We start from the raw sequence: 20047 nt of genomic DNA, 5'->3' as shown, positions 1-20047 counted from the left end.
TAAGTTAAATCGCTTTAAGTAAATTTTCAAAATTCTGCGAGGTGATTCTTGCAATTTCCTCAACTGGCTTATCATATACCTCACTTAGTGCTTTCGCTACATAAGGTACATATTTTGGTTCATTCGTTTTACCACGATATGGTACGGGAGCCAAATAAGGGCTATCTGTCTCAATCAAAAGCCGATCTAAAGGAACTTGCTTGGCTACATCTCGTAGATCTTGAGCATTTTTAAATGAAACAATTCCTGAAAAGGAAATATAGTAACCACAGTCCAATACAGCTTTTGCTGTTTCCCAGTCCTCAGTAAAACAGTGCAAAATACCATGTGTAGATTGTTCAGCTCGAATAATATCCACGGTATCATGTTTTGCTGAACGTGTATGAACAACTACTGGTTTTTTAACATTTTTAGAGGCTTGAATATGACGAGCAAAACAATCTTTTTGCTCGTTAATAAAGTCAGTGCTGTGGTAATAGTCTAAACCTGTTTCACCTAAAGCCCATACCTTTTCTGATTGAGCCAATTCAGTCAAATACTCAGTCGTTGCTCGAGCCATAGTATCAACATCCTCACACGGATGTACGCCTACCGTATACCCCACATCTTCATGACGCTTTGCGATTTCAGCTAAAGCAATATGATCATCAAGGTCAACTGAAATTGCCATAAACTTAGAAACACCTTCTGCTCGCGCAGCAGCAAGTGCGAGATCTAAATCACCGTTATAAGGCGTTAAATCTAACATTGTTAAATGGCAATGGGTATCAACAAACACTGTTCTTTCCTATCTGCTTACATGGTATAACTTGGGCGATCTAAAGACATACTACCAGCTAAAATCCGCTCAGCTTCAGCTTTATAGTAAATTCCTTTATCACCACTCAATTGAATTGCGAAACCTTGCGGTTTAAATCCACTTTGCTTATGTGAAATCCAAACTACTTTACCAGTTAAAGGAATTTTTTGTGATTGTTCTGGTAACGTAGCTAAAATAAAAATTTCCTGGCCCATCTTCACTTTTTGCTTTGATGGTACAAACAAGCCCCCACCTTGTACATATCCCATATAACTTGCTTGCAATGTTGCTCTATCTGGAATATTGACCTGAATAATTCCACCCATTTGTGGTTGCATTAGTGTTCCCCTTAAACGTTCATTAATTTTATAAAAAGTTGATCTATGATGAGTTGTGTTTGTACATTCTGTTCAACTAATCTTTTAGATTGCTGTAATTCCTCATAAAGACTGAATAAACTTTCTAAATTATAGTTTTGCGCCAATTGATCGAACTGTAAATCTATATTTTTCTGTGGTTGATTGAGCTTGACACGAATTAAATCCCCTAACAAGTATTCAAGAAGCATCATAAAATCACTAAAGTTGAGTTCTTTTTGCCATTTAGCCGAATAAAATAAAGGCATATTTTTTTGATTTACAACTTTAGTCCAATCTTCTAAAAAAGACTGTCTTTTAGCAAACCAATCACTAGTCGCAATTTCAACTGCTTGCAAAGGCATATCATTAGAAAGGCCTAGCAATAATTCAGGTGGTACAGATGCTGTTTCCGCTAAATGTTCATTTAGATAAGATGTGGCTTCTGTATATGAAATACGGTCTAAAGCAAAATGCTGTAAGCGACTTCGAATGGTTGCCGGTAATTTCAAATAATGATCGGCCAACAAGATTAAAACGACGCGTTCACCTGGCTCTTCTAAGGTTTTTAGCAGCGCATTTGATGACGCAAGATTTAAAGCTTCAGCTGGCTCAATAACAACAACACGCCATCCCTCACCAGTTTGTTGTACAAATGGCAATAAATCTCGAATTTTTTCTATTTTAATTTTTGCATTCTGTTTTTTATTTTCTTCATCTGTCGTGATATGAACATAGTTTGGATGCGTATCTGATTTTAACCATTGACAGCTACTACATTCACCACAAGCACCTTGAGGTTGTTTATTTAAACAAAGTACCCACGCTAAGAAATGCTTAGCAAAAGCATGTTTACCACAACCTTGTTTACCATAAAATAATAAGCCATGCCCAATATTAGGAAAACGTGTTGTTAACGTTTCCCACATTGTCTGTTGCCACGGATAAACCTTAGAAGTCACATTCTGATTCATTAAATTAACGCTTACTCAAAAGACTCAACAGGCATATTATTTAAACGATCAAGATCTGCTTGAGTGTCAACACCTGGTGGTAAATTCGCTTCTGCTACAGCAATAGCAATACGGTGTCCATTTTCTAAAACACGCAATTGCTCAAGACTCTCGAGCTTTTCAAGTTTACCCATTTCCCATGTAACATATTCTTGTAATAAGCTCACACGATAAGCATATAAACCTAAATGACGAAATGCTTGAGTATGTAAAGTTGGTTCGTCTCGCTTAGCGCCATCTCGATCATAAGGGATCGTTGCACGGCTAAAATATAATGCTTCATTTTGTTTAGACATGACTACTTTTACGATACTATCACGCTGAAATTCATCCAACGAATGAATAGGCTCACATAATGTAGACATTGAACAGTTTGGCTTATCAACCAAAAGCTTTGCAACTTGCTGAACAAGCTGGGCTGGCAGTAATGGCTCATCGCCTTGTACATTTACAATAATGTCATCAGCATCCCATCCTTTAATACGAGCAACTTCACTTAAACGATCTGTTCCTGATGGATGGTCTGCACTTGTTAAAACGACATCAACGCCCTCTGCACGACATATTTCAGCGATACGTTCATCGTCCGTTGCTACACATAGGTCATCGAAACCTTCAACTTTTTTTGCTTGATCCACCACTCGTAAAATCATAGGACGATCATGAATAAGTAACAATGGCTTACCTGGCAAACGCGAACTTGAGAAGCGTGCTGGAATGACGATATGTTTCATTTTTTCTTCCTAAGATATTTGAATATCAAGCTTTTGCAATTGTTGATTTAAAACCTGATAGCACTCTGTAGACAAAACAGCTTTAACTGGCACGACCCAAATAGGTCGTTTAAATTCTGGATGCTTTTCAAGTAATGGTAACAACTTAACTGCATCTTTTTCAGTTGTAATGATAGGTTGGTCATCATTAAATAGAAGGTCATCAATACTGTAATCATGATGATCACGAAAAGCATGCTCTTGAAATTGTTTCACCTCTAAACCTTTAAGTGTTTGGTAAAAGCGCTGAGGAAAACCAATACCGACTACTGCATGGTAATTATTTTGAATATTGAATGATAATTCAGTTGCCGAAGAAGGATTCAATAAGTAAGGCTGCCCTGCATCAAGATGCATATGCAATGTAGTTGTTGGTGTGAAAGTATGCTCAATTACCGTACTAGTTTTTAAACGTTCCACAGGTTCACGTAAATATCCCTCTGGTAATAACTTTCTATTTCCAAGGCCACGATTTTGATCAAGTACGATCCATTCTATTTGGCGACCTAATGCCCAATGTTGCAACCCATCATCACTAATAATTAAATCTAGTTTAGTCGATGCTAATAATAACTCGATTGCAGCTTGTCTATTGGGTCCTACTGCCATAGGTACGCCAGTTGACTGTACAATCAAAGCAGGTTCATCTCCTGCTTCAGCTGCTTGACTGGCCGATGTTACCAACACAGGAAAAGGGCCAGCTCCACCATAGCCTCTACTAATTACCCCTACCTTTACATTATGCTGCTTTAGATAATTGACGAGCTCTATTAATAATGGCGTTTTTCCACTTCCCCCCACCGTAATATTGCCAATTACCATGACTGGCACAGGTGCGGTATAAACTTTTTTAAAGCCTGAACTATAAAAACCACGATTTAGTAAAAACCCAGCACGATACAAGCAAGACAAAGGACGTAAAACAATCAACCAACTTGATTGCTTATTCCATGCATTTTGGATCAGCTGGGCTAAAGACATACTTAATGGTCCTCAAAATTACGCTGATGTAATTGATAATAAGCACCATGTTTAGCAAGTAATTCTTGATGAGTACCTTGTTCAACAATTTGTCCGCGGTCCATCACAACAATACGATCCGCATTTTCAATGGTTGATAGACGGTGAGCAATCACAATCGTTGTACGATCTTGCATAGCCTCATCAAATGCTTGTTGAATAAAGTGTTCAGATTCATTATCAAGCGCACTTGTAGCTTCATCTAAAACGAGAATAGGCGCATTTTTCAAAATTGCACGAGCAATTGCGATACGTTGACGTTGACCACCGGATAAGTTTAGACCTTGGGCACCTAAAACAGTATCGTAGCCATCTGGTAAGTTCATAATAAAGTCATGGGCATAAGCAGCCTTTGCCGCTGCGATAACTTCTTCATCGCTCGCATCATGTAGCTGACCATAAGCGATATTTTCACGTACAGTTCGGTTAAACAAAACAACTTGCTGATTTACCATCGCAATTTGTGTACGCAAACTTGAAAGCTCAATATCACGTATTGGTAAATCATCTAAATAAATTTGACCACTTGAGACTTCTTGGAAACGTACCAACATGTTCACTAAAGAAGTTTTACCAGCACCAGAGCGCCCTACCAATGCAACAGTTTCACCTGGGCGAATATTTAAAGAAAAGTCTCTAATTGCCTGAGTGCCATCAGCATAGTTAAGTACAACATGGTCAAAACGAATTGCACCATGCAACTGAGGTTTAAGCTGACCACTATTTTCTTCTTCAGGTAAATCTAATAATTCAAAAACTGAATGTGCTGCAGCCAAACCACGTTGTAACTTCTCATTAATATCAGTTAAGTTTTTAACAGGCTTTGAAAGTAATCCTGCTGCCGTAATATATGCAACAAACTCACCAGCAGTTGTATTCCCTAAAATTTGTGGTCTTAATGCTAACCATACGATTAGAGCCATTGCACAAGCCATCACCACTTGAACAACAGGACTATTTAGGTTTTGCACAATCACCATTTTTAAACCACGTTTTAAGTTTTCTTCCGATGACTTATAAAAACGCTCTTGTTCTGACTCTTCACCAGCGAAACTTTTAACAACTGCATTACCATTAATACTTTCTTGCACTACATGGTTAACATCACCCATAGTGTCCTGAACTTGCATCGAAAGCTTGCGCATTCTTTTTGAAGCTTTACGCACCAAAATCCCAATCACAGGTAAGAACACCATAATACAAATTGTTAAACGCCAATTGGTATAGAACAAATAACCTAATAACCCCAAAGTAATCATGCCATCCCGAACAATGGTCTTTAATGATTCAGATGAAGCAGCTGTAAGTTGCTCGACGTTATACATAATTTTGGCAGTAATATGTCCCGAAGAGTTATCGAGATAATATTGAGCCGGTAACCTTAGAAGTTTTGCATAAACTTCTTGGCGAATACTAAAAACCAAACTACGCGAGATTACAGCCGTATAGTACCCCCCCATAAATAGGCCAAGGCCACGGAAGAATACCAATAAAATGATTAATAAAGGGAACCAATCTAGATCCGCTCTACTCGCATTTTGAATTGCATCAATAATAAATTTAATGAGCTTAGCAACAGAAACCTCCGTTGCTGAGTTCATACCGAACCCGATAAGAACTAATAAGGCCACGCCCCAATAAGGTTTTAAATAGGATAGGAGACGCAAATAAACCTTAAAATCTTGATTCACTCAGAAAAACCTCTAGAAGGAACTTTGGTACTAATATTGATGTTAACAAAACCGAGTTGTCCTGCTACATCCATAACACGAATAACATCCTGATGGGATGCTTTTGCATCAGCAGCAATGATAAACATAAAGTCACGTCGCTCTTGAGCAATCTGCTTAATTGCAGTGCTCAAATCAGCCACATCTTTGCTAGATAGCGCCTGACCATTCACGGCGTAATGTCCGCTAGAGTCTACCACGACTTCAATTTTATGATCGTACTGTTTTGGTGGAACACCTTGTGCATCTGGTAAAGTTAAATTGATGCGACTAGGCTGATTAAAAGTGGTAGATAACAATAAAAACACTAGAATGAACAATAAACAGTCAATCATAGGTGTTAGATTGATATGAATATCTTCAACATGAGAACGTTTAAACTTCATATTGCGATCTACCCATCAACCAACGCGGCGATGTTCTTGCATGACTGAAGAACGTTTGTAAAACAATGAGGCATGAAATAGCGTAGATTGTTGCTCTAACTCAGCAATATAATCTTGCACTACTCTTTGAAAATATCGATAGGAAATAAGCGCAGGAATTGCAATGAGCATACCAACTGCTGTTGTGATCAAAGCCTTGGAAATACCGGGAATCATTAAACTAGGACTACCTGCCGAACCAAAATCAATAACCAAAAAAGACTCAATAATTCCCACAACTGTTCCAAGCAGTCCTAGTAAAGGCGCAATAGCACTTAAGGTTCCTAAGAAGTTAATATTTTTCTCTAAATAAGAAATTTCTTGAGAAGCCATAGCTTCCATTTGTGCTCGCGCAAATTGTTCGCCATGTTCCTGATACTCAAAACCAGCTTTTAGAATATTGCCCAATGCCGTGCTTTGCGCATTAGTATCCTGCTCCAAATTTGTTATAACAACAGAAATATCTGCACTGCCATCATTCATTAGTACTTTAGGTAAAACTTGTGAACGTCTTAAACGTACAAAACGCTCAATACTAATTGCGACGGTTAAAATTGAACACAAAATTAAAGGCAGCATTAACCAGCCGCCCGCTTTCACAAGTTCCCACATATTTTCTTCCCCAAGAATATAAATTAGAAATATATGACCTAACTTAGAATTAATCTGGTAAACAAATATTCAAAATACCATCTAACTCATCGAGTGAATGATAGTGAATAACAAGCTTACCTTTACCTTTCTGGTTATGATCAATTTTAACATTGGCACCAAAACGTTCTGATAATTTCTGAGTTAGTTGCTCAATGTCTGGTGCAACAGGAGCTTTTTCCTTTTCCTGTTTAGGCTCGTTCCAATCGCGTACTAACTGCTCAGTCTGACGAACAGATAATCCTTTTTCAATTACAATTTTTGCAACTTCAAGTTGTTCTTTGCCCTTTAAAGTTAAGATGGCACGAGCATGCCCCATATCAAGCTGGCCTTGCTGCATAAATTCTTTAATGTCATCAGCCAAGCTCAACAGACGTAATAGATTACTTACCGTTGTTCTTGCTTTACCGACTGTATCAGCAATTTCTTGATGGCTTAAACCGAATTCATCATGGAATCGTTGTAGCGCCAACGCTTGATCAATCGGGTTTAAATCTTGACGTTGAATATTTTCAATAAGTGCTAAAGCAATAGCAACCTGATCATTTAAATCACGAACAATTGCAGGGATTTCCGTTAAGCCAGCAATTTGAGCTGCGCGCCAACGACGCTCACCTGCAATAATTTCGTAAGGATGAGCTTCATCATCTACAGGACGAATAACAATTGGCTGCATTACCCCATGTTTTTCAATAGAGGATGCCAACTCTTGCAAATCATGCTCATGGATAAAACGACGTGGTTGATATTCACCTCGTTTCAACAACTTCACATCAATTTGCTTTAACTGACCATGATCAAGCGCTTGAGCTTCTAGTTGTAATTTTTCTTTTTGAATTGAACCAAGTAATGCATCTAAACCACGACCTTTCGCCAATCCGCGTTTTTTGATGCTCATACTTTACTTCCTTTCTTCACTTTACTTTTCTTTAACATCTCAGCCGCAAGATTTAAGTATGCAACTGCACCTTTCGAACTTTTTTCAAAATAAATTACTGGCAAACCATGTGCTGGAGCTTCAGCCAAACGAACATTACGTGGAATCACAGTGTCGTAGAGTTTCTTACCAAAATATTGTTCCAACTCAGCAGATACATCGCGAGTTAAGGCATTACGCGCATCATACATGGTGCGTAAAACACCAATAATTTCCAAATCTGGATTTAACGCTTTTTGAATACGATCGATCGTTTGAGTTAAATCTGCCAAACCTTCTAATGCATAGTACTCGCATTGCATGGGAATGATTACACCATCTACTGCAGCTAAAGCATTCACGGTAATTAAACTTAAGCTAGGCGCACAATCAACAATAATGTAATCGAATGAGTCCCGAATTTCATTCAAAGCATTCTTTAAAATGAACTCACGACCTTCTTGCTCGGCAATGGCAAGCTCGACACCAGAAAGTTCACGGTTTGAACCCAAAACTTTATATCCAACCTCAGCTTTTTGAATTGCCGTTTCGATTGGCACTTCACCCAATAACACATCCGTAATTGAATAAAGTAGATCATTCTTTTGAATACCAGACCCCATCGTAGCATTACCTTGCGAATCTATATCAACAAGTAGCACACGTTTTTTCAATACAGCTAGTGACGCTGCAAGATTTACTGCAGTCGTTGTTTTACCAACACCACCCTTTTGGTTTGCAATCGCAATAATTTGAGCCATGGTAACCCTAATACTTTTTATTTAAATTCGTTGAAGTAAAAGTAAATGACGTTGTTCATCAAGTCTCGGTACATGCAGTTCAATCACTTTACATGAAAATTCCTGCTTAAGCTCTTCCATTTCTTCAACTGGAATCAGTCCTTTCATCGCGGCAATTATACTCTGCTCATGTAAATATGGACGCGCAGCCTCAACAAAATCTGTTAATGATGCAAATGCACGACTTGTTATTACATCAAATTGGCCAAGTTCATCAATTGTATCTTGATTTTCAACACGCGTTTGCACAGCTATTACGTTTTTAAGCTTAAGGTCAGCAATAAACTGTTTCAAAAAACGAATTTTCTTACCATTTGAATCAAGCAATACACAAGAGCGTTCTGGCTGACATAAAGCAATGATCATGCCTGGCATGCCACCACCTGTACCTACATCGAGCAAACGACCTGCTGGCAAATCTTTCAAAATACTTAGGCTATCCAACAAATGCTTCACTAACATTTCTTTCGGATCACGAATCGCTGTTAGATTATAAGCTTTGTTCCAAAGTACCAAAGCATCTTGATACTTCAACAATAATGTCACAGCTTCATCGCTAAGCGATAAACCTAATTTTTGACTACCCTGTTGTAACTCTTGAAAAAACGGATGCATAAACAGATAACATCTAAGTAAAATTTAAAACAAAGTATACCCATTTATGCATCGTGGAACACTAGTTAACGATTAGGGATTACGCAGTTAATCGTAGAAGCCTTCACGAATTTGCAAATCTAGCTCCATTAAACGCTCAGGCGTTCCCACATCTACCCATGCACCTTTAAGCTTTTCACCAGATATTTTTTGATTGTGCATGGCTTGCTTCAACAATGGGGCTAACGGACGTTTACCAGCTTCCAATCCATCAAAAAGCTTAGGATGGATAACAGATACACCACTAAACGTGAGGTTCTCGCCCTTCACATCTTGATCGAATGTAAAAGCGCGTCCATTTAATAATGTAAAGTCGCCTTCGGGATGCTGTTTAGGATTATCAACTAATACAAGATGTGCCAAATCATCATTTAACTTAATATGGTGTAGAGCTTCAAAATCCATTGTAGTCCATACATCTCCATTCACCAGAATGAAAGGATCTGTTCCAAGCAGTGGCAAAGCATTAATAATTCCGCCAGCTGTTTCCAGCCCTTCTTCTTCTCGTGTCCAACGGATATCCACACCAAATTGAGAGCCATCTCCCAAGTTACTGATGAGTTTGTCGGCTAACCACGCAGAATTGATGACTATTTCGGTCACACCGATTTTCTTAAGTTTTTCAATATGCCACACAATAAGTGGCTTACCCCCTACCTCAAGCAGAGGCTTTGGTGTATATAGCGTGAGTGGACGCATACGATTGCCCAAGCCAGCAGCTAAAATCATTGCTTTCATTATGCTGCAACCTCATAAGGGCCATATTTTTCAATAAATTTAGGCATTACTGAACTGTGAATAAACGCCATGAAGTCATCAAGCTCATGATAGCCACGGCTCTCTTCAAGTAAATACCACATGACTCGTGGTAAATCTTTCAAATAACCAGACTTACCATCTCGCTCGAACAAACGGACAAAGATACCTAAAATTTTGATATGGCGTTGAATTGCCATTAAATCAGCATCACGTTTAAATTGGTCAAAGCTTCGGTTTTGTCTAGCAGATGCTGGTAAAAGCTCATAGAACACTTTAAACCATTGATAAACACGCTCAGCATTCCACTGCACGTATGCATCACGTGTAATCGAGATTAAATCATATGTATCAGCACCAATAACCGCGTCTTGGAAGTCAATTACTCCCAATTCTTCTTCATTAGCAATTTTCATTAAATTACGGCTATGAAAATCACGATGTACAATAACTTGCGGTTGAGCTAATGCTGCCTGAGCCAAGAAATCAAATGCATCATCAATAGTTTTCTTTTGCTCAGCTGTTGGATGGATATCGAGTGACGGTAACATCCAATCTGTTAACAACTGCATTTCCGATAAAAGCTTTTCATAAGAATAAGCCGGGAAATGTTCAGCCCCATTAATCGATTGCAAATGAATAAGCTGTTTAAAACTCTGTTCATAATATTGATCAACTGTTTCATCGTTTAACAATGTAGACAGCAGCACATCACCAAAGTCTTCTAACAATAAAAAACCTTGATTTAAATCTTTTGCAACGATCTGAGGTACCCGAACCCCATGCCCTGCAAAAAACTCGTCAATGGTCACAAACGGAATACAGTCTTCTTTTTCAGGAGGCGCATCCATAAGCATATACGTTTTATTTTGTAACTGGATGCGAGCATAACGTCGAAAGCTTGCATCCCCTGCTAAATAAGCGATCTGAAATTGATCATTTTCAAGAACAGATGTAAGCCATGTATGTATCAATTGTTCACGTTGTGTATTCATTTGCAATAAAATCTAAAACAAGCTGAGATTTTTGAAGGGTTAAGTGTAGCCACTTATAAACTTTTTCTCTATGATGCGACAATAATTAATTGTGAATTAGCATACTTGGTTAATGAGACAATGAAGCATCAGTTTAAATTTAATCCTTTAGCGACCGCTATTTTTACGCTCTTATGTAGTGGCTCCATACAATCAAGTTATGCTGAGTCAGCTGGTGTTGTCTCCAACATAGACAATAATCAACTTAAGGCGAGTATTAAGGAAGCCTATCCAGGGCAGGAATTCTTTCAACAATATTATGTTGATAAATCTGCTCCTGAGGCGCAATTGCGCAATAATAAATATTTGAGTTCAGCATTCTGCCAAGGAACTTGGATTACACCAATTAATCCTGAAACTAAAGCGTTAGATGCAGATAAAGCTACTTCAGTTGTAACGGCTGATTATGGGCACTACAACCCTGCCGGCGACTCTGTGTTGGAAGGAAACGTGGTGATAGATCAGGAAGGCCGTACAGTTCGTGCCGATAAAGTCACCATCGATAAAACTCAAACATTTGCACATGCACAAGGCCGAGTACAGTTAGCTCAAGGCGGCTTACTCTCTCAAAGTGATGAAATTGATTACAATCTAAAGACTCAAACCGGAAATTTAGATAATAGTTTTTATATTTCTGAACAACAACATGCCCATGGTCATGCTGGGAAGATCGAGAGAACCTCTCCGAATGTAATGGTTCTCAATGATGCGACTTACACAACCTGTCCGCCAGGCCAGAAACCAGGTTGGAAAATTCAAGCCAACAAAATTGAGTTGAACCAAGAAACTGGGCGTGGTGTTACGCGCGGAACAAAACTATATGTAAAAGATGTTCCAGTTCTAGCAGTTCCCTACTTTAACTTCCCGATTGATGACCGCCGCACTACAGGTATCCTCAACCCACAATTTGGTTTCTCAAACGATGGTGGTATTGAACTTTCGGTTCCTGTTTATTTAAACCTTGCGCCTAATTACGATGCAACAATTACGCCACGATACTTAGCAGATCGTGGTGCAATGTTACAAGGTGAATTCCGATATTTGACGGATGGGTTTGGTGCCGGACAGATTTGGGGCGGCATTTTGCCATCTGATAAAGAATATGATGATAAAGACCGTAAAGATTTCCATTTTTTACATAATTGGAATATCAATGACCAATGGTCTACCAACCTTGAATACAATTACGCATCAGATAAAGACTACTTCTCTGATTTAGATAGTAGCCCTATCTCTAAAACAGATCTTAACTTACGTAGAGCTTGGGAACTTAACTATCAACATGGTATTCCGGGTTTAAAAGCACAGCTTAAAGTCGAAGATTTCCAGACCCTTGATCCTCAAGTTAAAGATGCAGACAAGCCATATGCACGTTTGCCGCAATTCTTGTTGAATTATGTCACAGGTAATCCATTAGGCTTACAATACGAATTCAATAACGATACTGCATACTTTAAGAAATCAATTAACGATAATTCTGCACAAGAAAGTAGCGGTACGCGTATTTATAACCAGTTTGCAACACGTTATAACTATCGAACACCAGCAGCCTTTGTAATTCCTGAGGTTTCTGTACGTTCTATTCAAACCTTCTATGATAAAGATACTCAGTTAAATAACCCTGGCGGCTCTGAAAACAAATCAGTCGTTGTGCCACAATTTACATTGGACACTGGTTTGAATTTTGAACGTGAAGGTAAATATTTACAAACACTTACACCACGTGCTTTCTATGCCTATGCGCCATACAAAAATCAAGATGGCTACCCTAACTTTGACTCAACCACTGCGTCAATTAGTTACGATCAATTATTTAACCCTTACCGCTTCTATGGTCATGACCGCCTTGAAGACAATAACTTTTTATCGTTAGGTGTAAGTTATAGTCTTTTTGACACAGTAGGTTTAGAGCGTTTACGTGCAAGTGTGGGACAAAGCTATTATTTTGAAGATCGCCGCGTCACTTTAAAACAAGGCCAAGATGAATTCGACACCGAGCGTAAAACTGGCCCTGTTATAAGCTTATCAAGCCAACTTAATCAAAACTTTACCATTGCTGCCAACTCGGCCTGGATGTCAAATGGCGATAATGCTCAACGTGACTTCCAAGTTTACTATACAGGTGATAAAGGAAATCTATATAACTTAGGCTATTTCTATCGTAAAGATATTCCTGGTCGCCAAGATACATACGACCAAGTTGTTGCATCGTTTATACAACCAATTAAAGACAATTGGCGTATTATGGGCCACGTACAATATGACATGGACAATGATGTTGCCCGTGAACTCTTGCTAGGAGTTAATTATGAGTCATGTTGCTGGGGTATTTCTGTCTATGGCCGTTCATACTATAACGATCTAGATGATCCGAAAACTTCAGATGTTAGTGAAAAGCGCGCGATCATGGCCGAAATTACACTTAAAGGTTTAGGTGGTTTAAACAATAAACTCGCGTCTTTACTTGAAAATCGCGTTTTAGGTTTTAACAAAATTAATCAATCTTGGACACAACGTTAATGAAGACAAAACATCTTAAACAGTTTTTTAAAGCGACGACCCTTGCTGTATTAATATCTTCATCAATGCATAGTTTTGCCCAACCTACTGATGAAGTTGTGGCAATTGTGGACAATAGCGTAATTTTAAAAAGTGACCTTGAACAAGGAATGGCTGAAGCAGCTCACGAATTGCAAGCACAAAAAAAAGAAGTTCCACCTCAACAATACTTACAATTTCAAGTATTAGACCAACTCATCTTACGTCAAGCACAACTTGAACAAGTTAAAAAATATGGCATCAAACCTGATGAGAAAAGTCTAAATGAGGCTGTACTTAAAGTTGCAAGTCAATCGGGTAGCAAAAGCCTAGAAGCCTTTCAACAAAAATTAGATGCGATTGCACCTGGAACTTATGAAAACTTACGTAGCCGTATTGCTGAAGATTTAGCAATTAATCGTCTGCGTCAACAGCAAGTTATGTCTCGCATTAAAATCAGTGATCAAGATGTAGATAACTTCTTGAAGTCACCACAAGGGCAAGCTGCTTTAGGTAATCAAGCTCATGTGATTCATATGCGAATTTCTGGAGACAACCCTCAAGAAGTTCAAAATGTAGCAAAAGAAGTTCGTTCACAACTTGCTCAAAACAATGATTTAAACGCTCTTAAAAAGCTTTCAACTGCAACTGTAAAAGTTGAAGGTGCAAATATGGGATTCCGTCCTCTTTCTGACATACCAGCTGAACTTGCTGCTCGTATTACTCCACTGCAAGATGGTCAAACAACTGACTTAATTTCTGTACGCGATGGTGTACATGTTCTAAAACTTTTAGAACGTAAGCAAAATGAACAGAAAGCATTAGTACCGCAATATCAAACACGCCATATTCTTATTCAACCTTCCGAAGTGGTAAGCCCTGAAAATGCGAAACAAATTATTGATAGCATTTACAAGCGATTAAAAGCGGGTGAAGATTTCGCTACTCTTGCTGCAACTTATTCAAATGATACAGGTTCAGCACGTGATGGCGGCAGCCTAGGTTGGGTTACGCCTGGCATGATGGTTCCTGAGTTTGATAAAAAAATGCAGGAAATTCCTGTAGGTGAAATTAGTGAACCTTTCCAAACTCAATTCGGCTGGCACATCTTACAAGTGACAGACAAACGCGAAAAAGATATGACGCATGAATATCAAGAGCGTATGGCACGTCAAATTTTAGGTGAGCGTCAATTTAACACTGAAATTGATAGCTGGTTACGTGAAGTCCGTGCAAATGCTTATGTAGAAATTAAAGATCCAAGCCTCGACAAAAAGAACTTACAAAAATAAGTTAATCTTTTGTCGTTAAAACCTGTGTTGATCACAGGTTTTTTTGTAAACAAAACCCAGCCATTAAAAAACCGGTTATATGAATAACCGGTTTCTATAAATCAGACCCTAAAGGGAATTATTTATAACGATCAACCATTTTCTCTAAAGAAATTGGACGAATCTTGTCAGCATTACCAGCTGTACCGAAAGCTTCATAACGATCGATACAAATTTGTTTCATTGAATCGACAGTTTTAGCGAAATACTTACGTGGGTCAAATTCAGCTGGGTTTTCCGCCATGAAACGACGAATTGCACCTGTTGAAGCTAAACGCAAGTCAGTATCGATATTGATTTTACGTACACCATGTTTAATCGCTTCTACAAGCTGCTCAACTGGTACACCATAAGTCTCACCAATATTACCACCAAACTCGTTAATTACTTTTAACCATTCTTGTGGTACAGAGCTTGAACCGTGCATTACAAGGTGAGTATTTGGCAATGCCGCATGAATTTCTTTAATACGGTCAATTGCTAAAATATCCCCTGTAGGTGGACGTGTAAATTTATAAGCACCGTGTGAAGTACCTACAGCAATTGCTAAAGCATCAACATTTGTATCAGCAACGAATTGTTTTGCTTCTTCAACAGAGGTTAAAAGCTGAGAATGGTCAAGTACACCTTCTGCACCCACACCGTCTTCTTCTCCAGCCATACCTGTTTCAAGGCTACCTAAGCAACCGATCTCACCTTCAACAGATACACCACAAGCATGAGCCATTGCTACCACTTGACGAGTTACATCTACGTTGTAATCGTAAGTTGTAGGAGTTTTACCATCAGCGCCTAATGAACCGTCCATCATCACTGAGCTAAAACCAAGTTGAATAGAACGTTGGCATACATCAGGGCTTGTACCATGGTCTTGGTGCATTACCACTGGAATGTGTGGCCATTCTTCAATTGCAGCCAAAATAAGATGGCGTAAGAATGGAGCGCCTGCATATTTGCGAGCTCCAGCAGATGCCTGAACAATTACAGGTGAATTGGTAGCATCTGCGGCAAGCATAATTGCACGCATTTGTTCTAAGTTATTTACGTTAAATGCTGGTACGCCGTAGTTATGTTCCGCAGCGTGATCCAAGAGCTGGCGCATTGAAATGAGTGCCATAATATCCTCCCAGGTAGTGCGGCTTATTCTACCTTGTCATTTATTTCAATTCAGCAACAAATCACAGTATTTCAAAAAAAATCCCTGCATTTGCAGGGAATTTTTAACAAAAAACAACAAATTAATGCGTTTCTGAAGCAGCCGTCTCGCTAGATGCACTACCTTCAACCACATCTGTATTCTTTTCATCTAAAACTGGCTTATCAAGAGCATCGATTGCAGCTTGTTGTTCCGGAGTTACTTTGTCAGCAACAGCTGTAGATGACGCATCTTGGCCTGCTTGAGTCGCCTCTTCTTTTTTCGCACAAGCAGTCAACATCATTGGGACAATTAACAAAGCAGCAAAGGTAAGTTTTAAATTCATCACTATTTTCCACAATTGGTGATTTAGTACTCATTATATTATTTCAGGAATATGACAATTTAATGACTTATCAATGAAAAAGGGATTGATAACTCAATCCCTTCTTATTTCAATATAACAGTTTTTAAGCACGTTCAAGTAAAACGGCAACTGCTGGCAATGTTTTTCCTTCAACAAATTCAAGGAATGCACCACCACCTGTTGAAATATAACCAATTTGATCAGCTACATTATATTTATCAATCGCAGCTAAAGTATCACCACCACCAGCAATTGAGAATGCATCAGATTGTGCAACTGCAAGAGAAAGTGCTTTAGTACCTTCACCAAATTGATCAACTTCAAATACACCAACAGGACCATTCCAAAGAATCGTTTTTGAAGTTGTTAAAATATTTGCAAATGCTTTAGCTGTTTCAGGACCAACATCCAAAATCATATCATTTGCTGTGACATCTTCAACTTTCTTAATTACTGCTTGCGCTGCTGCCAAAGAACCTAAGAAATCTTCGAAGTTAATTTGTGAAGCATCAGCTACAACTACATCTGTAGGAAGTGGAACACTTACTTTAGCAGCAATTTGTTTTGCAGTTTCAACCAAGTCAGCTTCATATAAAGATTTACCAACATTGTAACCAGCAGCCGCCAAGAAAGTATTTGCAATACCACCGCCTACAATCAGTTGGTCACAAATACCAGATAATGAATTTAACACATCAAGTTTTGTTGAAACTTTAGAACCAGCGACAATTGCCACCATTGGTTTTTCAGGTGTTTGCATTGCACGGCCAAGTGCATCTAATTCAGCAGCCAATAATGGGCCTGCCGCTGCAACAGGTGCAAAACGTGCTACACCTTCTGTAGAAGCTTCTGCACGGTGAGCAGTACCAAAAGCATCCATTACAAACACATCACATAGAGCTGCATATTTTTGTGCAAGTTCAGGATTATTTTTCTTTTCACCCGGATTAAAACGAACATTTTCAAGCAAAACAACTTGTCCTGCTTCAACTTCAACCCCATTTAAATAATCAGTAAATAATTTAACTTCTTGACCTAATGCTTCAGTTAAATATGCAGCCACTGGTGCAAGTGATTGTTCAGGCTTTGGCTCACCTTCCACAGGACGACCTAAATGTGAAAATACCATTACAGCAGCGCCTTTTTCTAAAGCAGCTTTTATTGTTGGAAGTGCGGCACGTAAACGAGCATCGCTAGTAATCACACCATTTTTAACAGGAACGTTTAAATCTTCACGAATAAGGACACGTTTACCTGCTAAATTAAGGTCAGTCATGCGCTGAAAATTCATGTAAAGCTCTCTTTATGATTTTAAAAACGCGCCAATTTTAAATGATTACATCAAAAAAGGTTAGTTTTTTTGCATAAAAGCTGTAGAAAGCCAAAGTTTTGATTATGATAGAGGTAGTCATCTAATATTTCATCCATTATGTCTATTCATCCAGATCCACAAATCAATCGTTTAAATGTTTTAGGTGAACCCTTAGCAAGCTGTTGTTTTGACCCTATTACTGGCTACTTCCGGAATGGTTTTTGCCATACAGCCGTAACAGATCTTGGTCAACATACGGTGTGCGCCCAAATGACTTCTGAGTTTTTAAATTTTTCACAAAAAGTCGGAAACGATCTGATCACTCCTCTACCTGAAGCAGGCTTCCCTGGCCTACAACCGGGAGACTTCTGGTGCATTTGTGTAACTCGTTGGGTAGAAGCTTATCAAGCTGGTCAAGCACCTCCTGTTAAACTTCATGCTTGTCATCAAGCTGTATTGAGCTATGTTCCATTAGATGTATTAATGGAATTTGCAGTGTAATGAAACAACCCAAAATTATTTTGGCATCAAGCAGTCAGACACGTAAAGATTTAATGAATCGTTTAGGAATCGAATATATCTGCATTAGTCCAGATATTGACGAGAGTCCTTGTGGTGAAATGCATGCCGATGATTTAGCAAAAAGACTGGCATTTACTAAAGCACAGCTAATTGCACAAAAAAATCCTGAAGCAATTGTAATTGGATCAGATCAGGTTGCATGGCGAGAGCATGCTCCTCATGATTTTATTGGTAAACCCTTAACAATTGAAAATGCCAAAGCTCAATTAACAGCAAACTCTGGCCGAACAGTCTTTTTTAGTACTGCTTTAAGTGTGCAGTGCCTTGAAAAAAGTTTTGAACATACGCTTGTTGAGCATTATCAAGTTAAGTTTCGCAATTTAAGCGCGCCTGAAATCGAAAGATACGTCGACTTAGATCTGCCCTTACAATGCGCAGGAAGTTTTAAGTGTGAAAGTCTTGGCATTAGTTTATTTGAAAAAATGATAGGCCAAGACCAAACCACGCTAATGGGTTTACCCATGATTCAGCTTTGTCAGATTTTAAGACAACTCAATCTCCAAATTCCTTAATATTTATTAGCTTATTTATAGGTTATTTCCATGACAGAAGCTTTAACCGTTTTAGGCGGTATTACTGCTGAACAGTTTTTAACAGAGTATTGGCAGAAAAAACCATTACTTGTACGTAATGCTATGCCTGAAATTGTGGGTATGTTAGAGCCGAATGATGTAAAAGAACTCGCTTTAGAAGACCATGTAACAGCTCGTCTTATCCGTCAAAAAGATAAAAATCCAAATGAATGGCATGTAAAATCGTCTCCCTTAACTAAAGGTGATTTTCAAAAACTACCAAAGTTATGGACACTTTTGGTTCAAGCAGTAGACCATTACTCATTTGATATAGCTGAGTTATGGAAGAAATTTCCTTTTATTCCGCAATGGCGCCGTGATGACATTATGGTCTCTTATGCCCCAAAAGGTGGTTCAGTAGGAAAACATTTTGACTTTTATGATGTTTTTCTTGTTCAAGGATATGGTCATCGTCGCTGGCAACTCGGCCAAATGTGTGATGCAAACACTGAATTTGTACCTAATCAACCTTTAAAGTTGCTACCAGAAATAGATGTTCATTTTGATGAAGTATTAGCTCCTGGCGACTTATTATATGTTCCACCTGGATTATCACATTATGGCGTTGCCGAAGATGATTGTTTAACTTTCTCCTTTGGTTTCCGTATGCCTAATATTTCAGGCATGATCGATAGAATTAGCGATCAATTTGCTACTGATGAATTACTTCAAAATCCCGTTGTCGATATTACCCGTAAGAATCCTCCTCAAATTGGGGAAATAAACACGGAAGAGTTGGCTTATTTAAGAGATTTAGTGCTAGCTCAATTGAAAAATTCAACAGTACTTGATGCTGCCCTCATGTCTTACATGAGCGAGCCTAAATATCCAGACAATATTCCAGAACCAGATGAAATAGAGGTTGAAGACCTAAATGCTATTTTGTCAGATGGCTATGAGCTGCTACTCGAACCTGCTTCGCGTCTACTTTATACAGAACAAAATGGCGTTTTAAAGTTTTGGGGTAATGGAGAAGAATTACCGATTGTGGAATCTTTTGCCACCCAACTCAAATCGATTGCCGATGGGAAAAGCATTCCTTTCAATAGTGAGCTTAACAATACAGATATTTTAGAAAACATTGTTCAATTATTGAATAATTCAATTCTTATGTTGTTACCTCCTGCAGAGTAATACTAACTAAATATATAAAAAGGAGAAATTATAAAATTTCTCCTTTTTTCTTTTATAAATACATGTTTAAATATACCAATCTTTAAATCAAAGTTATAAAGGCCCACTTATAGTAAAAACCACCTTACCAAATCAAAAAATTAACTACT

Annotated in this window: 21 protein-coding genes; 5 read left to right on the top strand and 16 right to left on the bottom strand. The window is 38.4% G+C overall.

From position 1 onward, the window contains the following. Positions 1–4: 4 nt before the first annotated feature. The 13 genes from EGS71_RS21990 to EGS71_RS21930 form a co-directional block, all read right to left on the bottom strand. Entirely contained in the window at positions 5–778 is a 774-nt protein-coding gene (locus EGS71_RS21990) for a TatD family hydrolase (protein ID WP_000497298.1), read from the bottom strand. 17 nt (positions 779–795) lie between these two features. Then, positions 796–1137: a PilZ domain-containing protein gene (locus tag EGS71_RS21985; RefSeq protein WP_001183024.1), complete on the bottom strand. Its 342-nt coding sequence runs from the start codon at positions 1135–1137 to the stop codon at positions 796–798. An 11-nt stretch (positions 1138–1148) separates the two neighbouring features. Beyond that, positions 1149–2129, bottom strand: coding sequence for a DNA polymerase III subunit delta' (locus EGS71_RS21980; protein ID WP_001075418.1), 981 nt, complete (start codon positions 2127–2129; stop codon positions 1149–1151). Between the two features lie 11 nt (positions 2130–2140). Continuing rightward, positions 2141–2902 carry a 3-deoxy-manno-octulosonate cytidylyltransferase gene (gene kdsB, locus EGS71_RS21975; protein WP_000680701.1) on the bottom strand — a complete coding sequence of 254 codons (762 nt, stop codon included), beginning with the start codon at positions 2900–2902 and terminating at the stop codon, positions 2141–2143. Positions 2903–2911: 9 nt separating this feature from the next. Continuing rightward, on the bottom strand, positions 2912–3922 hold the full coding sequence (gene lpxK, locus EGS71_RS21970) for a tetraacyldisaccharide 4'-kinase (RefSeq protein WP_000050452.1): 1011 nt from the start codon (positions 3920–3922) through the stop codon (positions 2912–2914). A 2-nt stretch (positions 3923–3924) separates the two neighbouring features. Beyond that, positions 3925–5652 carry a lipid A export permease/ATP-binding protein MsbA gene (gene msbA / locus EGS71_RS21965; protein ID WP_001070738.1) on the bottom strand — a complete coding sequence of 576 codons (1728 nt, stop codon included), beginning with the start codon at positions 5650–5652 and terminating at the stop codon, positions 3925–3927. Further along, a complete protein-coding gene (locus EGS71_RS21960; protein ID WP_000669680.1) occupies positions 5649–6077 on the bottom strand; it encodes an ExbD/TolR family protein in 429 nt (142 codons plus the stop codon). The genes msbA and EGS71_RS21960 overlap by 4 nt, the downstream gene beginning before the upstream one ends. A 15-nt stretch (positions 6078–6092) precedes the next feature. Continuing rightward, the gene (locus EGS71_RS21955) at positions 6093–6728 is read right to left on the bottom strand and encodes a MotA/TolQ/ExbB proton channel family protein (RefSeq protein WP_000264042.1); all 636 of its coding nucleotides are present in this window, start codon (positions 6726–6728) and stop codon (positions 6093–6095) included. Positions 6729–6777: 49 nt separating this feature from the next. Then, complete coding sequence (locus tag EGS71_RS21950) at positions 6778–7665, bottom strand: ParB/RepB/Spo0J family partition protein (RefSeq protein ID WP_000023429.1); 888 nt, start codon at positions 7663–7665, stop codon at positions 6778–6780. Beyond that, positions 7662–8444: a ParA family protein gene (locus tag EGS71_RS21945; protein ID WP_000057212.1), complete on the bottom strand. Its 783-nt coding sequence runs from the start codon at positions 8442–8444 to the stop codon at positions 7662–7664. Before EGS71_RS21945 ends, EGS71_RS21950 begins: the two co-directional genes overlap by 4 nt. A 21-nt stretch (positions 8445–8465) precedes the next feature. After that, a complete protein-coding gene (gene rsmG / locus EGS71_RS21940) occupies positions 8466–9098 on the bottom strand; it encodes a 16S rRNA (guanine(527)-N(7))-methyltransferase RsmG (RefSeq protein ID WP_000553196.1) in 633 nt (210 codons plus the stop codon). Between the two features lie 87 nt (positions 9099–9185). Next, positions 9186–9875 (bottom strand): N-acetylmuramate alpha-1-phosphate uridylyltransferase MurU, encoded by a 690-nt coding sequence (gene murU / locus EGS71_RS21935; RefSeq protein WP_000646455.1) that lies wholly within the window; start codon positions 9873–9875, stop codon positions 9186–9188. Next, entirely contained in the window at positions 9875–10888 is a 1014-nt protein-coding gene (locus tag EGS71_RS21930; protein WP_001096098.1) for an aminoglycoside phosphotransferase family protein, read from the bottom strand. The genes murU and EGS71_RS21930 overlap by 1 nt, the downstream gene beginning before the upstream one ends. A gap of 120 nt (positions 10889–11008) precedes the next feature. Between EGS71_RS21930 and EGS71_RS21925 the strand changes: the two genes are divergently transcribed. Together EGS71_RS21925 and EGS71_RS21920 are read left to right on the top strand one after the other, a co-directional pair. Continuing rightward, positions 11009–13447, top strand: coding sequence for an LPS-assembly protein LptD (locus EGS71_RS21925; RefSeq protein ID WP_000682632.1), 2439 nt, complete (start codon positions 11009–11011; stop codon positions 13445–13447). Next, positions 13447–14757: a peptidylprolyl isomerase gene (locus EGS71_RS21920; RefSeq protein WP_000850088.1), complete on the top strand. Its 1311-nt coding sequence runs from the start codon at positions 13447–13449 to the stop codon at positions 14755–14757. The genes EGS71_RS21925 and EGS71_RS21920 overlap by 1 nt, the downstream gene beginning before the upstream one ends. Positions 14758–14875: 118 nt before the next feature. On the opposite strand, the gene fba is transcribed toward EGS71_RS21920, so the two are convergent. The 3 genes from fba to EGS71_RS21905 all read right to left on the bottom strand — a co-directional run bounded on the left by fba (position 14876) and on the right by EGS71_RS21905 (position 17589). Beyond that, a complete protein-coding gene (gene fba, locus EGS71_RS21915; RefSeq protein WP_001174011.1) occupies positions 14876–15913 on the bottom strand; it encodes a class II fructose-bisphosphate aldolase in 1038 nt (345 codons plus the stop codon). A 121-nt stretch (positions 15914–16034) separates the two neighbouring features. Then, the gene (locus EGS71_RS21910; protein ID WP_001049828.1) at positions 16035–16277 is read right to left on the bottom strand and encodes a hypothetical protein; all 243 of its coding nucleotides are present in this window, start codon (positions 16275–16277) and stop codon (positions 16035–16037) included. Positions 16278–16401: 124 nt separating this feature from the next. Then, positions 16402–17589 (bottom strand): phosphoglycerate kinase, encoded by a 1188-nt coding sequence (locus EGS71_RS21905; RefSeq protein WP_001011094.1) that lies wholly within the window; start codon positions 17587–17589, stop codon positions 16402–16404. A gap of 138 nt (positions 17590–17727) precedes the next feature. On the opposite strand from EGS71_RS21905, the gene EGS71_RS21900 reads away from it, so the two are divergent. The 3 genes from EGS71_RS21900 to EGS71_RS21890 are packed head-to-tail and all read left to right on the top strand — an operon-like array spanning position 17728 to position 19898. Next, complete coding sequence (locus EGS71_RS21900; protein ID WP_000022187.1) at positions 17728–18111, top strand: DUF2237 family protein; 384 nt, start codon at positions 17728–17730, stop codon at positions 18109–18111. Then, positions 18111–18704: a Maf family protein gene (locus EGS71_RS21895; RefSeq protein WP_000812864.1), complete on the top strand. Its 594-nt coding sequence runs from the start codon at positions 18111–18113 to the stop codon at positions 18702–18704. The genes EGS71_RS21900 and EGS71_RS21895 overlap by 1 nt, the downstream gene beginning before the upstream one ends. 30 nt (positions 18705–18734) lie before the next feature. Then, complete coding sequence (locus tag EGS71_RS21890; RefSeq protein WP_000133502.1) at positions 18735–19898, top strand: cupin domain-containing protein; 1164 nt, start codon at positions 18735–18737, stop codon at positions 19896–19898. Positions 19899–20047: the final 149 nt, after the last annotated feature.

This window comes from Acinetobacter sp. FDAARGOS_559, from assembly GCF_003940475.1.
Lineage (GTDB): Bacteria > Pseudomonadota > Gammaproteobacteria > Pseudomonadales > Moraxellaceae > Acinetobacter > Acinetobacter baumannii.
The sequence above is the reverse complement of the archived record's forward strand: the minus strand, read 5'-3'. Positions and strand labels throughout refer to the sequence as shown.

What these genes read in the sequence shown, in the direction of transcription:
- EGS71_RS21905 (WP_001011094.1), bottom strand. Translation starts at nt 17,589, where the DNA reads ATGAATTTTCAGCGCATGACTGACCTTAATTTAGCAGGTAAACGTGTC.
- kdsB (WP_000680701.1), bottom strand. Translation starts at nt 2,902, where the DNA reads ATGAAACATATCGTCATTCCAGCACGCTTCTCAAGTTCGCGTTTGCCA.
- EGS71_RS21950 (WP_000023429.1), bottom strand. Translation starts at nt 7,665, where the DNA reads ATGAGCATCAAAAAACGCGGATTGGCGAAAGGTCGTGGTTTAGATGCA.
- EGS71_RS21985 (WP_001183024.1), bottom strand. Translation starts at nt 1,137, where the DNA reads ATGCAACCACAAATGGGTGGAATTATTCAGGTCAATATTCCAGATAGA.
- EGS71_RS21890 (WP_000133502.1), top strand. Translation starts at nt 18,735, where the DNA reads ATGACAGAAGCTTTAACCGTTTTAGGCGGTATTACTGCTGAACAGTTT.
- lpxK (WP_000050452.1), bottom strand. Translation starts at nt 3,922, where the DNA reads ATGTCTTTAGCCCAGCTGATCCAAAATGCATGGAATAAGCAATCAAGT.
- EGS71_RS21895 (WP_000812864.1), top strand. Translation starts at nt 18,111, where the DNA reads ATGAAACAACCCAAAATTATTTTGGCATCAAGCAGTCAGACACGTAAA.
- EGS71_RS21930 (WP_001096098.1), bottom strand. Translation starts at nt 10,888, where the DNA reads ATGAATACACAACGTGAACAATTGATACATACATGGCTTACATCTGTT.
- EGS71_RS21980 (WP_001075418.1), bottom strand. Translation starts at nt 2,129, where the DNA reads ATGAATCAGAATGTGACTTCTAAGGTTTATCCGTGGCAACAGACAATG.
- EGS71_RS21920 (WP_000850088.1), top strand. Translation starts at nt 13,447, where the DNA reads ATGAAGACAAAACATCTTAAACAGTTTTTTAAAGCGACGACCCTTGCT.
- EGS71_RS21955 (WP_000264042.1), bottom strand. Translation starts at nt 6,728, where the DNA reads ATGTGGGAACTTGTGAAAGCGGGCGGCTGGTTAATGCTGCCTTTAATT.
- EGS71_RS21945 (WP_000057212.1), bottom strand. Translation starts at nt 8,444, where the DNA reads ATGGCTCAAATTATTGCGATTGCAAACCAAAAGGGTGGTGTTGGTAAA.
- murU (WP_000646455.1), bottom strand. Translation starts at nt 9,875, where the DNA reads ATGAAAGCAATGATTTTAGCTGCTGGCTTGGGCAATCGTATGCGTCCA.
- rsmG (WP_000553196.1), bottom strand. Translation starts at nt 9,098, where the DNA reads ATGCATCCGTTTTTTCAAGAGTTACAACAGGGTAGTCAAAAATTAGGT.
- fba (WP_001174011.1), bottom strand. Translation starts at nt 15,913, where the DNA reads ATGGCACTCATTTCAATGCGCCAGCTCTTGGATCACGCTGCGGAACAT.
- EGS71_RS21900 (WP_000022187.1), top strand. Translation starts at nt 17,728, where the DNA reads ATGTCTATTCATCCAGATCCACAAATCAATCGTTTAAATGTTTTAGGT.
- EGS71_RS21960 (WP_000669680.1), bottom strand. Translation starts at nt 6,077, where the DNA reads ATGAAGTTTAAACGTTCTCATGTTGAAGATATTCATATCAATCTAACA.
- EGS71_RS21910 (WP_001049828.1), bottom strand. Translation starts at nt 16,277, where the DNA reads ATGAATTTAAAACTTACCTTTGCTGCTTTGTTAATTGTCCCAATGATG.
- EGS71_RS21925 (WP_000682632.1), top strand. Translation starts at nt 11,009, where the DNA reads ATGAAGCATCAGTTTAAATTTAATCCTTTAGCGACCGCTATTTTTACG.